Source organism: Halopseudomonas salina, assembly GCF_008641105.1.
In genome coordinates, this window is sequence record NZ_VTTI01000005.1 from 110,069 (window position 1) to 123,636 (window position 13,568).

The following is a 13,568-nucleotide window of genomic DNA, read 5'->3' on the forward strand; positions in this document are numbered from 1 at the left end:
GCGGGGTGGAGAAAGTGTCTTAAACAGGGACGTTTCTGACAAGCCTCCATGGATGGATTCACGGCGGCTTTCGGAACCCTGCCAGGCTGGGAGCTCGCAGACGCCGAGGCTGTCGACATATCGACTCTGGAAAAGCCGGCCCGGCCAGCGATCACAGATCGCTGTCGTTCGCTGCGCGAAGATCAAAATGGATTCCCGTCTTCGCGAGAATGACCGGGGTGAGAATTGCCGGTTGAGCGCACAGCCTGTCGGGGTGGAGAAAGTGTCTGAAACAGGTCGATAATTGCTCCTGCATAATCGACACTTCCGCCATCCCTGGCGGTCGGGACTGCCGCCAAGCCTCCATGGACGGATTCACGGCGTCTTTCGGAACCCCGCCAGGCTGGGAGCGATGAACTTCGACTCAGCTGAACAAACCGATTTTCATCAGCCCCGCAAACTCAACACCGGCCACCCATGCTTTTGCGCATGCTCACGCAAGGTATCGTCAGGATCGACCGCCACAGGGTGATCCACCATGCTCAGCAGCGGCAGGTCATTATGTGAATCACTGTAGAAATAACTGCCGTCCAGACTCTCCTCGTTCTCCACCAGCCAGCGCTCGAGCCGGGTTACCTTGCCCTCACGGAAACAAGGGATATCCGTAGTTCGTCCGGTATAGCGACCCTCGGCAGTTTCGCATTCGGTAGCCAAAAGAATATCGATACCCAGGCGCGCAGCGATTGGGCCGGTAATGAAACGGTTGGTCGCCGTGATGATCATCAGCGTATCGCCCGCCTGACGGTGCTTGTCGATCAGCGTTAGAGCCTGAGGCAGAATGATCGGCTCGATCATCTCCGCCATAAAGCGGCCATGCCATTCATCGAGCTGGGCTTGAGGATGCTCGGCAAGCAGCTGCAGACAGAAATTGAGATAGATCTCGATATCCAGCCGGCCGGCTAGATAATCATTGAAGAATCTGTCGTTTTGCGCCTGATAGGCCTGCGCATCAACAATATTGTTCTGGACGATGAACTCGCCCCAGCTGTGGTCGCTGTCGCCGCCCAGCAGCGTATTGTCGAGATCAAAAATAGCCAGTGGCACGGTGTACTCCCGGGTGATTGGAATGGCAGCCTGCAAGGATAATCCAGACTGTAGACAAAAGCTTGGGCTGTGGAGTCAAGTTGTTTCAACTATGCAATTGCTGCGCCGCGCGTCTTTGTGGAACAATGCAGTGGATCATCAAACAAGGAACAAGGCAGTGATTGACCCTGATGGCTTCCGTCCCAATGTAGGCATCATCCTGACCAACGGGTCAGGGCAGGTGCTGTGGGCACGCCGTATCGGTCAGGATGCCTGGCAGTTTCCCCAGGGCGGGATACAGCGCAATGAAACACCTGAACAGGCCCTGTATCGAGAACTCCATGAAGAAGTCGGGCTCATGCCCGAAGATGTCGAGATTCTCGCCTGTACGCGTGGCTGGTTGCGTTACCGCTTGCCGCAGCGGCTGATCCGCAGTCACTCGCAACCCATTTGTGTAGGACAGAAGCAGAAGTGGTTTTTGCTACGCCTGACGGCTGACGAGCAACGCGTTTGCATGACCAAGACACCCAAGCCCGAGTTCGATGGCTGGCGCTGGGTCAGTTACTGGTACCCCCTCGGTCAGGTGGTTGCGTTCAAGCGTGACGTCTATCGCCGTGCGATGAAGGAATTGGCACCTAGGTTGCCTCTGGAACTGGTGCAGTTTTGAGCATGCTCAATACCCTGCGCCGCATAGTGCAGGAGGTCAACGCGGCGCGGGACCTGACGACGGCCCTGGATATTATTGTCCAGCGCGTGCGCGAGGCCATGGGCACGGAAGTCTGTTCGGTCTACCTGCTTGATCCGGTCACCTCCCGCTATGTCCTTATGGCCACCGAAGGTCTCAACAAGGATGCCGTAGGCGCCGTCAGTCTGGCCAATAACGAAGGTCTTATCGGTTTTGTCGGTGCCCGCGAAGAGCCGGTCAACCTTGAGGATGCCGCGTCCCACCCCAAATTCCGCTACTTCGCCGAAACCGGCGAAGAGCGCTTCGCCTCCTTTCTTGGAGCGCCAATCATTCACCACCGGCGGGTAATGGGTGTACTGGTGGTGCAGCAGAAAGAGCGGCGCCAGTTTGACGAGTCGGAGGAGTCTTTCCTCGTTACCATGAGCGCTCAGCTCGCTGGAGTCATTGCCCATGCCGAAGCGACCGGCTCCATCCGCGGCCTGGGTTGGGGCGGCGAGCCGGTGCAGGACACCCGCTTCGATGCAGTGCCCGGGGCGCCCGGCGTTGCCATAGGCCAGGCCGTGGTGATTCTGCCCCCGGCTGATCTAAAAGCCGTACCAGACAAGACCGTCAAGGATATAGACGCCGAGATCGAGCTGTTTCGTAGCGCTGTGGCGACAGTACGCCAGGACATGCAGGACCTGTCCGCCCGGCTTTCGACCCAGTTGCGCCCGGAAGAGCTGGCACTGTTCGATGTCTATCAGATGATGCTTGAAGACGCCGCGCTGGGTAACGAAGTAGTCAACGTCATCCGCACGGGTCAATGGGCCCAGGGGGCGCTGCGCGAGGTCGTCAGCTCCCATGTCGGGCGTTTCGAGATGATGGATGATCCGTACCTGCGTGAACGTGCCTCGGACGTCAAAGACCTGGGTCGACGCATTCTTGCCTACCTTCAGGAGGCGGGAAAGCAGGAACTGGTATTCCCGGAGCACACGATTCTCGTCAGCGAAGAACTGTCGCCTGTCATGCTGGGCGAGGTGCCGAAGGATAAACTGGTAGGCCTGGTGTCGGTTTTGGGTTCGGGCAGCTCCCACGTGGCTATCCTGGCTCGGGCCATGGGCATCCCTACGGTAATGGGCGCAATTGATCTGCCCTACACCCGCATGGACGGTCTGGAACTGATCATCGACGGTAATCACGGTGAGGTGTACGCCAGTCCGTCGGCAGAGTTGCGCCGGCATTACCTGGAACTGGTGCGTGAAGAGCTCGAACTGACCCAGGGCCTGGAAAAACTCAAGGAAGTGCCCTGTGTGACCACCGATGGTCATCGCATGCCACTGTGGGTCAATACCGGTTTGCTGGCCGATGTGGCGCGATCGCTTGATCGCGGCGCAGAGGGTGTGGGTCTGTATCGTACCGAAGTGCCGTTCATGATTCAGGACCGCTTTCCTAGTGAAAAGGAACAGCAGGCTACCTATCGGGAGCAGCTCGAGGCTTTTCATCCTCTACCGGTCACCATGCGCAGCCTGGATATCGGCGGCGACAAAGCGCTTACCTATTTTCCAATCAAGGAAGACAACCCGTTTCTTGGTTGGCGGGGCATCCGGGTCACCTTGGACCATCCCGAAATCTTTCTGTTGCAGACCAGAGCCATGCTCAAGGCCAGTCGTGGTCTGAACAACCTGCGCATCATGCTGCCCATGATCAGCAGTGTGTATGAAGTCGAGGAAGCATTGCACCTGATACACCGGGCGCACAGTGAAGTCTGCGACGAAGGTGTTGCGGTGCCCATGCCGCCAGTAGGTGTGATGATCGAAGTGCCAGCTGCCGTGTACCAGGCCCGAGAGCTGATTCAGATGGTGGATTTTCTCTCGGTGGGTACCAACGATCTCACGCAATATCTGCTCGCGGTCGATCGTAACAACCCTCGTGTGGCGGATCTGTATCACTCATTGCATCCAGCAGTGTTGCAAGCGCTTCTCAAGGTGGCAGCAGCCTGCCGTGACGCGGGCAAACCCATGAGCGTGTGTGGCGAGATGGCCGGCGACCCGGCTTCTGCTGTGTTATTGATGGCCATGGGCTGTGATGTGCTGTCCATGAACGCGACCAATCTGCCCAAGGTGAAATGGCTGCTACGCCAGATCAGTCTGTCCGACGCCAAGGCTTTGCTCGACGAAGTGATTGAGCTGGATAACCCCTATCTGGTGCAAAGCACGCTGCACCTGGCCCTGCGCAACATGGGCCTGGAGCGGGTACTACGGCAGGGCCGCTAATCCAGCTGCCATGATGACTCGCCGAGCATCACTCCCATCGAGCCGTAGCGTCTCTCCAAAAATTCAATCTCGCCCTCTCTGCCCAGTCGCACAAAGGTGCTGGCCCGTGTGCCGTATTCCTTGCCGATAATAAAAGCAGCGGAAAGGGCGCGCTCGAGCTCCAGGCGGATGCCGGTGTCAGGCAGTTCGGCGTCAGGATAAATACGGTTGTTGGCCAGTAGCTCGAGCAACTCCACCGGCTTACCATCAGGGTCTGCTGCAAGGCCGTCGCGCAGGCATCTCTGCTTCGGCCAGTCACTGTCCAGATTGCCGTTGGACAACCCATATATCCCCGGACTGACCAGGATCGCCTGTTTATCGTGGCTATTGAAATACCAGAGCTGCTGCGCATCGCCAATGATCAGGTTGAAGCCGCCATACTCATCTGCTTCGGCGACCAACTGCTCCAGATACTCACCTGGTGCAATATCCGATGCCAGGTAGTTCAACGCCAGCCCGCCACGCGAGCGCGGTGCAGCCTTTGCAATCGGTGCACGGATATTGGTCAGAGCGGCAAATCGCTGGCTCCGGGTTACTCCCAGCCAGGTGCCGCCGGCGTCGAGATCCTTGCCGGCGAGCAGATCCGGCAGTTTTTCCTCAACCCAGAAGCCCGCCTCATGGGTGGGGCGGGCATGAAACTCGTCTCGATTGCCCAGTAACGTCAGCGGGTATTCACCCACCTGCCAGGCAAAAGCCATCAGACACATTGGCGTCTCCTTGTGTGGATGCCAAGTCTAGCGGCTTTTTGTCTGGTGGCGGAAATCGGAATTTCCGATCTGTAGGTATTTCCTGATTTCCATACGCATGGAAAAAAGGCCGATCTTTTCAGATCGGCCTTTCATCGCACTGCCGCAGGGATATTACCGGCAGGCGTCAGTCAACAATCGGCACCGGTGTGAGTGGTGCAGGGAGTACATCGGTAGCGATGACGGTATAGATGCTGCCAGCGTTCAATGCCGTTGCCGGGAGATCGATCACCGTGGTGGGTGTCGCAGTAATATTCACCTTAAGGTCATAGCTTCCCGCTGGCACGGTCAGATAGCTCGAGGCGGTGAAGTAGGGGACGTTCTCCAGCGGTTGAAGGACTGTGTCGTTGGCGAGAACGTCCACATTGGGCGCATCGGGGGCGGCGTGGATGACCCGAATCTTGGCGTTGTCGCCAGTTGCTGGAGTCAGGTCGTCCTCAAGGCTCCCGACCCGGGAGCAGGATTTAGGCAAAGGCCACAACCGAATAAAGATCAATACCCATACAAAAACCATCTACAAGTTATACAAAAGGCGTGTTCGTGTTTTTCTGTGTATAGGTGTGCGGCTTCTCGGCCTACTCCCTGATCTTGTAGCCGCCGTCTACTGCGGTCGGGGCAGGCTTGAAACACATATTTCAGCTACACTAGCGGGCCCGCAACGCGGGGCTACAAATTCAAAACAGCCGGGGGTGTTGTGGAGTTTCTGGTCTATCTCGTTCTGGGCGGTTTTGCCGGTGTGCTCGCCGGGCTGTTTGGTGTGGGTGGCGGTATGATTATCGTGCCGGTACTGGTTTACAGCTTTGCAGTTCAGGGGTTTTCTCCGGATGTTCTGACGCATATGGCGGTGGGTACGTCGCTCGCTACTATCGCATTCACATCGATCAATGCCATACGCGCGCACCACCTCAAAGGTGCGGTTCGTTGGCATTTATTCGTTTGGATGACCCTGGGTATTGTTTTCGGCACCGCCCTTGGCGCGCTGACAGCGGCGACGCTGGCTGGTCCCTTGCTACAGAAAATCATCGGTGTGTTTGCTATTTGTGTGGCTGCGCAGATGGCCTTTGAGCTCAGACCAAAGGCTGCCCTGGATGTTCCGGGTAAGCCCGGTCTGACTCTGGCCGGTGGTTTTATTGGCTGGGCATCGGCTATTTTCGGTATTGGCGGCGGCAGTCTTACGGTACCCTTTCTGGTCTGGCGTAGCGTACCCATGCAACAGGCGGTCGCCACATCCTCTGCCTGCGGGTTAACGATTGCGATTGCCGGTGCTATCAGTTTTATCGTCACTGGCTGGGCCATCGAGCCGCGCCCGGAGTGGAGCTTGGGTTACGTGTATCTGCCGGCCGTGATAGGTATCGCTGCCACCAGTATGCTGTCTGCTGGCTTCGGCGCGCGGTTGGCCCATCGCCTGTCACAGCGACTGCTCAAGCGACTTTTTGCGCTTTTATTGTTGTGCGTGGGTATCAATTTCTTGATGTAGGGAACCGTCATGCTGGCTTATCCGCAGATCGATCCGGTAGCAATTTCGCTGGGTCCGTTACAGATTCACTGGTACGGTCTGATGTACCTGGTAGGCATTGGGGGGGCCTGGTGGCTAGCCAGCCGCCGACTGAAGTCCTTCGACTCCACGTGGACCAAAGAGACTCTGTCTGACCTGGTGTTCTGGGTCGCGCTAGGGGTGATGGCCGGCGGGCGACTGGGCTACATTCTGTTCTACGACTTGCAGTCCTATCTGGAAAACCCCTTGCTGGTGTTACAGGTCTGGAAGGGCGGAATGTCCTTTCACGGCGGGCTGTTAGGCGTTTTGCTGGCGGTCTGGTGGTTTGCACGCCGCACCGATAAGCGTTTTTTCGAACTGATGGACTTCGTCGCCCCGCTGGTGCCGATAGGGCTGGGAGCTGGACGCATTGGTAACTTTATAAATGCGGAGCTCTGGGGTAAGGCCACCGATGTTCCCTGGGCGATGATCTTCCCGACCGACCCGCTGCAACTGGCCAGGCATCCGTCGCAGCTGTATCAGTTCGCGCTGGAAGGCGTGGCGCTGTTTATCATTCTCTGGTTGTACTCGAGCAAGCCGCGACCAACGATGGCTGTGAGCGGGCTGTTTGGTGTCTGCTATGGCGCCTTCCGGTTCTTCGTCGAATTTTTCCGTGAGCCGGACGCACATATCGGTTATCTGGCTTTTGGCTGGCTGACCATGGGGCAGCTATTGTCGCTGCCGATGATTCTGATTGGGGCTGCGCTGATGGTGTGGGCCTACCGTAATGAGGGTGCCAAGCGTGAAACAGTATCTTGATCTGATGCGCCACGTGCGCGAGAAAGGAACCTTCAAGAGTGATCGTACCGGTACCGGCACCTACAGCGTGTTCGGCCACCAGATGCGCTTTGATCTGGCTGAGGGCTTCCCTCTGGTGACCACCAAGAAGTGCCACCTCAAGTCGATTATTCATGAACTGTTGTGGTTTCTGCAGGGCGACACCAATATCGCCTATCTCAAGCGCAATGGCGTCTCCATCTGGGACGACTGGGCAGACGAGAATGGGGACCTGGGGCCGGTGTACGGCTACCAGTGGCGCTCTTGGCCGGCGCCCAGTGGTGAGTCTATCGACCAGATCAGCAAGTTGCTGGAGATGATCCGCAGCAATCCGGATTCCCGTCGCCTGATCGTTTCTGCCTGGAACCCGGCACTGGTCGATGAAATGGCGCTGCCGCCTTGTCATGCCTTGTTCCAGTTCTACGTGGCAGACGGCAAGCTGAGTTGCCAGTTGTATCAGCGTTCGGCCGATATCTTTCTGGGCGTGCCATTCAATATTGCCAGCTACGCACTGCTTACCCTGATGGTTGCTCAGGTTTGCGGCCTGCAGCCGGGCGATTTCGTCTGGACTGGCGGCGACTGTCACCTGTATGCCAATCATCTGGAGCAGGCAGATCTGCAGCTCAGTCGCGAGCCTTTTCCGCTGGCGACCATGCGTCTGAATACCGGAGTGACGGATCTGTTTGCTTTCACCGCAGAGGATTTTGCTTTGGAAAACTACCAGGCACATCCCCATATCAAGGCGCCGGTGGCTGTATGAGCGATGCCTCCAGCCCGCGTATTGCCATGATTGCGGCCATGGGTCTGAATCGGGTCATCGGCCGTGACAACAAGTTGCCCTGGCATCTGCCGGAAGATCTCAAATACTTTCGCAGCGTGACCTGGGGCAAGCCCATTGTGATGGGGCGCAAGACCTTTGATTCTCTTGGGCGGCCGCTGCCGGGTCGCACCAATATCGTGATCAGCAACAGGCAGGGGTTACAGATCCCGGGTGCTTCGGTCCAGACAACCATTGATGCGGCCATGCAGCAGGCCTCTCGACAGGCGGTGCTGGATGGCGTTGAAGAGGTAATGGTGATCGGCGGTGAGACCCTGTATCGGCAAATGCTGGAGCGCGCTGACAGGTTGTATCTGACTCTGGTTGAAGCCGAGCCGGAAGGGGATGCCTGGTTCCCTCCGATTGACGCGGATGACTGGGAGTTGCTGGAGAAGCGGGATGTACTAGGTTCGGATAGTTATCCCGCGCATTCCTATCAGGTTCTGGACAGGCTCAGGGGCTGACCAATCACGTCCTCAAGGGGGCGCGGTCGACCGATCCAGAAGCCCTGGAGAAAATCGCCTCCCCAGTTGGATAGCTGATCGGCACTGTGCGCGTTCTCAACGTAATTGGCGACTGTCTGCTTACCCATCCCGCGCGACAGGGTTACCAGGTTCTTCAGGTAGTTGGCGCGATCGTCAGAATCCCTCGACAGCTGACGGGCGTCCAGCTTGATACCCTTGATCGGCAGTCGAGCCAGATAGCCCAGGGCACCGTACTCCTCACCAAAATGGTCCAGCCAGATGTCCACTCCGAGCGCTGCCAGGTTCCGGCATAAGGTTTCAGCCTGTCCGGCATGCTTCAATAGGGCGTCTTCGCGGAGCTCCAGCTGGACCACGCCAGGGCTTATACGATGTTTGCTGAGAAGCTGTCTGAGCTGATCGGTGAAGCGCGGTTGTTTCAGCTCGCGGTCGCTGAGATTGATCGACAATCGACAATCAATCCCTGCATCGCGCCATTGTTTGACGGCCCCCAGGGCCTGGCTGATGACCCAGTGCCCCATGGGTAATATAAGGCCGCTGTGCTCTGCCAGGCGCAGAAATCCATCCGGCGTCAACATGCCCAGTTGCGGGTGTTGCCAGCGCAACAGTGCTTCCCAGGCTACGGTATGCCCGTTTCGGGTATCCACGATGGGTTGGTAGTGCAGCCGGAACTGGCCCTCCAGCAAACCGTGGCGCAGGCCCTGTTCTATGTCCAGGTTGTGCTGGGTTTCAGCGTCTTCCTCGGGGCTGTAGAAGCGATAGCCGTTACGTCCGCCTGCCTTGGCCCGGTACAGCGCCTGATCGGCGTGGGAGAGGAGCTCCTGCGCGGTTGCCCCGTGTTGCGGATGTGTGGCAATACCGACACTGGCAGAAATGAGCAGATGATGGCCGTTCAGGGTGATGGGCTCACTCAGCGCATGAATGATCTTGCTCGCAATCAGCGCGGCATCATTGGCGTCGTGTAAATCGTTAAGCAAGGCTACGAACTCGTCCCCGCCAATCCGGGTAATCAGATCGACATCACGCATACTGCGACGCAAGCGGTTGGCAATGACGGCAAGCAACAGGTCGCCAAGGCCATGACCGAAGCTGTCGTTGATCTGTTTGAAATAATCCAGATCGATATACAGCAGCGCGAAACTGGTATGGCTGCGCTTGCTGCGCAGTAGCAGGCGGTCCAACTCCTCTTCGAGCATGGCCCGATTGCCCAGCCCGGTCAGCGGGTCCTGTTTGGCCTGCTGCGCAAGCTTGCCACCGCTCTGGCGGCGCCAACCAGCGTGGCGGAGTGCCCGCTGCAAACCCGTTGTTGTAATGCTCCGCCGCAACAAGACCTCATCGGCGCCGTCCCTGATAGCCTGACTGTCGGTTTCCGGGGAGTCATCATCACGGATCATCAGGGTCAGGGTGGGCTGGGAAACACGACGAACTTCTTGCAGTAAAGCAAGGTCTTCGGGGATCAGGCAATAGCGAAAGTCACCGTTGGCCAGTCGATGGGAGGCTTCTTTGGGGCGGTTGCAGACTTCAATTTCCAGCACAAGTTCGTCAAGGCTCCGTAGAAGTGCAAGCAAATGCTCACGCTTGTCCGGGTCCGCTTCTACCAGCAGTGCCCTGTGTTCGACTGTGTCCATCTGTCTGCGCCCGGTCTCTTTTTGCTTATATCATTTAGCCATTAGTCGAATGATTTTACCGCCGCAGTCCTTCCCTGGCTCAATGTTGAGTTGCGAAAGGACGCTCTGTCCGACAGATGGTAAGACAATCTCGCTGACCGTCCGGTTCATTGACGCTTTCAGATGCTGCCTGTGCGTCATGTCGTATCGCTGGCGCTACTAATGCTCACCCGTCCAGCATTGCCTTGTCGCGCACGGCACCTTTGTCCGCACTTGTTGCCAGCAGTGCATAGGCTTTAAGTGCAGTAGTTATTTTGCGCGGACGCTTCTCAACCGGTTTCCAGCCTTTTTTGTCCTGCTCAATGCGGCGATGGGAAAGCTCTTCATCACTGACCAGCAGATTGATGCTGCGGTTGGGAATATCGATGAGCACCTTGTCGCCATCGCGTACCAGACCAATCGCGCCGCCAGCGGCAGCCTCGGGGGAGGCATGGCCGATTGACAGGCCGGAGGTGCCGCCTGAAAAACGACCGTCAGTCAGCAAGGCGCAGTCCTTGCCAAGCCCCTTGGATTTAAGGTAGCTGGTGGGGTAGAGCATTTCCTGCATGCCGGGTCCGCCTTTGGGACCTTCGTACCGAATGATCACGATATCGCCGGGCTTTACTTCGTCAGCGAGAATGCCTTTTACAGCGCTGTCCTGACTTTCGAAGATTTTTGCGTTGCCTTCGAACACATGGATGGACTCATCTACCCCGGCTGTCTTCACCACGCAGCCATCCAGGGCGATGTTGCCGTATAGCACAGCGAGGCCGCCTTCCTGGGAGTAGGCATGTTCTACGCTGCGGATACAGCCGCCTTCGCGGTCCAGGTCAAGGGTGTCCCAGCGGGTGGACTGGCTGAATGCAGTCTGGGTCGGGATGCCGGCCGGGCCGGCGCGAAAGAAGGTATGCACTGCTTCGTCGTCGGTAACCGTGATATCCCATTTCGCAATGGCTTCCTCCATGCTGGCGCTGTGCACAGTAGGTACCTGGGTATGCAGCAGACCACCGCGTGCCAGGGAGCCGAGGATGCTGAAAATGCCTCCGGCGCGGTGCACGTCTTCCATGTGGTACTTCTGAATGTTCGGGGCTACCTTGCATAACTGTGGCACCTTGCGTGACAGCCGGTCGATGTCACGCAGGTCAAACTCGATCTCACCCTCCTGAGCAATCGCCAGCAGGTGCAAAATAGTGTTGGTCGATCCGCCCATGGCGATGTCCAGGGTCATCGCGTTTTCAAACGCATCAAAACTGGCGATATTGCGGGGCAGCACGCTTTCGTCGCCATCGCCGTAGTATCGCTGGCACAGATCAACAATGGTGCGGCCTGCCTGTAGAAACAGCTGCTCACGGTCGCTGTGTGTCGCGAGCGTGGAGCCGTTGCCTGGCAGGGCCAGGCCCAGCGCTTCGGCCAGGCAGTTCATCGAGTTGGCGGTGAACATGCCAGAGCAGGAGCCGCAGGTGGGACAGGCGCTGCGCTCATACTCGGCGACCTTTTCGTCGCTGGCAGTTTCATCGGCGGCGATAACCATAGCATCGACCAGATCCAGGCCATGGCTGGCCAGTTTGGTCTTGCCGGCTTCCATCGGCCCGCCGGAAACGAATACGACTGGTACGTTGAGGCGCAGGGCGGCCATCAGCATACCGGGGGTGATCTTGTCGCAGTTGGAAATGCAGACAATGGCATCGGCGCAGTGGGCGTTGACCATATACTCCACTGAGTCGGCGATGATCTCACGCGATGGCAGGGAATAGAGCATGCCGTCATGGCCCATCGCGATGCCGTCATCAACGGCAATGGTATTGAATTCCTTGGCAACGCCGCCGGCTTTTTCGATCTCGCGCGCGACCAGTTGGCCCATGTCTTTCAAGTGGACGTGGCCAGGTACGAACTGCGTAAAGGAGTTGGCTACCGCGATAATCGGTTTCTTGAAGTCTTCATCCTTCATGCCGGTTGCACGCCACAGGGCGCGTGCACCAGCCATGTTGCGACCGAAGGTAGAGGTTTTCGAGCGGTAATCGGGCATGACGGCAATCTCGTTGGCTTGGCAATCACGCAAGCATACCAAGTTGCCGACCGCCGTGCAGCAGGACGGGCATCCAGACGGTTGGTCGGCCTGGTTTAGAGGGCCTTCTCGAACACCTTGGAGTTACGCTGGAAGTTGTACAGCGACGCGCGCTTGGCAGGCAGGCGCTCGACCGAACTGGGCACGAAGCCACGTTCGCGAAACCAGTGAGCAGTACGTGTTGTCAGCACGAATAGGGTGTCGAGTCTCAGAGCCCGGGCCTGGGCCTCAATGTGGTCGAGCAACTGATCGCCGCGACCGCCATGGCGGTAGTTTGGGTCGATCGCGACGCAGGCCAGTTCTGCTGCACTGGAGTCTTCCAAGGGGTAAAGCGCCGCGCAGCCGATGATCATTCCATCACGCTCGACCAGGGTGAACTGGCCGATCTCGGTTTCCAGGATTTCCCGCGAGCGCCGGACCAGAATGCCGGCCTCTTCCAGTGGACGCAATAGTTCGAGCAAACCGCCCACATCGTCTATCGTTGCAGTGCGGATTACTTCGAAAGCTTCCTGGGTAACCAACGTACCGCCGCCATCGCGGGTGAAAAGCTCGGTCAGAAGTGCGCCATCATCGCTGTAACTGACAATGTGCGCGCGTCTTACGCCCTTGCTGCAGGCTTTGCAGGCAGCGGCGAGCAATGAACCCGGCAGGCTGTTGCCCAGGGTATTCAGAAATGGCTGTGCGCGGGTGGGTTTGAGTTCGCGAAGCAGTTCGCCCTCGGCGCTGATTATGCCCTGATCAGGGCCGAACAGAATCAACTTGTCGGCTTCAAGTGCGCTGGCTGCACTGGTGGCCACGTCTTCGCAGGCCAGGTTGAATACTTCACCGGTGGGCGAGTAGCCGATCGAGGACAGCAGCACGATGGCGCTTTCGTCCAGATGCCGGCTAATGGCCTTGCGGTCGATGCGCCGCACTTCACCGGTATGATGGAAGTCCACGCCATCAACTACACCAATGGGTTTTGCGGTAACGAAATTGCCACTCACTACCCGCAGTCTCGACCCCTGTCCGGAGGCTGAGGGAGCAGAACAAAGCTGCGCCTCGATGGCTATGCGCAGACTGCCCACAGCGTCCATGACGCAAGCAAGGGTGTCGTTATCGGTAATGCGCAGGTCGTTATGGTATCGGGAGGAGATGCCTCGGACGCTCTGCCGCTCCTCAATCTGTGGGCGAGAACCATGGACCAGAACGAGCCTGACACCGAGGCTGTTGAGCAGGATAATATCGTGCACGATATTGCCAAAATTGGGATGTGCGAGAGCCTCGCCCGGCAACAACACGACAAAGGTGCAGTCACGGTGGGTGTTGATGTAAGGCGTCGAGCGGCGGAACCAATTGACGTAATCGAGCATGTTTGGACGGTCCGGGCAAAACAGCAGTTTAGGGACATTGATGGATTTGCTTCAAGCGCTGTTTGCGCGCAACTGGGGCAGGGGCCATGACCGCGGAGCCTATTGAGGGCA

12 protein-coding genes are annotated in these 13,568 nt (G+C 57.9%); 6 read left to right on the top strand and 6 right to left on the bottom strand.

Going from position 1 to position 13,568, the window contains the following annotated elements; all coding sequences use genetic code 11:
• Nucleotides 1-426 precede the first annotated feature (426 nt).
• Entirely contained in the window at nt 427-1,083 is a 657-nt protein-coding gene (locus tag FZF01_RS09845; RefSeq protein WP_150278194.1) for a histidinol-phosphatase, read from the bottom strand.
• A 157-nt stretch (nt 1,084-1,240) separates the two neighbouring features.
• On the opposite strand from FZF01_RS09845, the gene FZF01_RS09850 reads away from it, so the two are divergent.
• Entirely contained in the window at nt 1,241-1,729 is a 489-nt protein-coding gene (locus FZF01_RS09850; RefSeq protein ID WP_150278001.1) for an RNA pyrophosphohydrolase, read from the top strand.
• 2 nt (nt 1,730-1,731) lie between these two features.
• A complete protein-coding gene (ptsP, locus tag FZF01_RS09855; RefSeq protein ID WP_150278002.1) occupies nt 1,732-3,999 on the top strand; it encodes a phosphoenolpyruvate--protein phosphotransferase in 2,268 nt (755 codons plus the stop codon).
• Here the strand turns inward: ptsP and FZF01_RS09860 are convergent.
• Both FZF01_RS09860 and FZF01_RS09865 read right to left on the bottom strand, forming a co-directional pair.
• Nucleotides 3,996-4,745 carry an NRDE family protein gene (locus tag FZF01_RS09860; RefSeq protein ID WP_150278003.1) on the bottom strand — a complete coding sequence of 250 codons (750 nt, stop codon included), beginning with the start codon at nt 4,743-4,745 and terminating at the stop codon, nt 3,996-3,998. The genes ptsP and FZF01_RS09860 overlap by 4 nt on opposite strands.
• Before the next feature lie 166 nt (nt 4,746-4,911).
• Nucleotides 4,912-5,256 carry a DUF4397 domain-containing protein gene (locus FZF01_RS09865; protein ID WP_188434457.1) on the bottom strand — a complete coding sequence of 115 codons (345 nt, stop codon included), beginning with the start codon at nt 5,254-5,256 and terminating at the stop codon, nt 4,912-4,914.
• Nucleotides 5,257-5,478: 222 nt separating this feature from the next.
• On the opposite strand from FZF01_RS09865, the gene FZF01_RS09870 reads away from it, so the two are divergent.
• Genes FZF01_RS09870 through FZF01_RS09885 form a run of 4 tightly spaced genes read left to right on the top strand, consistent with a single transcriptional unit; the run spans nt 5,479 to nt 8,376 of the window.
• Nucleotides 5,479-6,261: a sulfite exporter TauE/SafE family protein gene (locus FZF01_RS09870; RefSeq protein ID WP_150278005.1), complete on the top strand. Its 783-nt coding sequence runs from the start codon at nt 5,479-5,481 to the stop codon at nt 6,259-6,261.
• Nucleotides 6,262-6,270: 9 nt separating this feature from the next.
• Entirely contained in the window at nt 6,271-7,077 is an 807-nt protein-coding gene (lgt, locus tag FZF01_RS09875; protein ID WP_150278006.1) for a prolipoprotein diacylglyceryl transferase, read from the top strand.
• On the top strand, nt 7,061-7,855 hold the full coding sequence (locus FZF01_RS09880) for a thymidylate synthase (protein WP_150278007.1): 795 nt from the start codon (nt 7,061-7,063) through the stop codon (nt 7,853-7,855). Before lgt ends, FZF01_RS09880 begins: the two co-directional genes overlap by 17 nt.
• Nucleotides 7,852-8,376, top strand: coding sequence for a dihydrofolate reductase (locus FZF01_RS09885; RefSeq protein WP_150278008.1), 525 nt, complete (start codon nt 7,852-7,854; stop codon nt 8,374-8,376). Before FZF01_RS09880 ends, FZF01_RS09885 begins: the two co-directional genes overlap by 4 nt.
• On the opposite strand, the gene FZF01_RS09890 is transcribed toward FZF01_RS09885, so the two are convergent.
• The 3 genes from FZF01_RS09890 to argA form a co-directional block, all read right to left on the bottom strand.
• Nucleotides 8,349-10,022, bottom strand: coding sequence for a putative bifunctional diguanylate cyclase/phosphodiesterase (locus tag FZF01_RS09890; protein ID WP_150278009.1), 1,674 nt, complete (start codon nt 10,020-10,022; stop codon nt 8,349-8,351). The two genes, FZF01_RS09885 and FZF01_RS09890, sit on opposite strands and share 28 nt — an antisense overlap.
• Nucleotides 10,023-10,227: 205 nt before the next feature.
• A complete protein-coding gene (ilvD, locus tag FZF01_RS09895; RefSeq protein WP_150278010.1) occupies nt 10,228-12,066 on the bottom strand; it encodes a dihydroxy-acid dehydratase in 1,839 nt (612 codons plus the stop codon).
• 95 nt (nt 12,067-12,161) lie between these two features.
• Entirely contained in the window at nt 12,162-13,457 is a 1,296-nt protein-coding gene (gene argA / locus FZF01_RS09900) for an amino-acid N-acetyltransferase (RefSeq protein ID WP_150278011.1), read from the bottom strand.
• Nucleotides 13,458-13,568 lie beyond the last annotated feature (111 nt).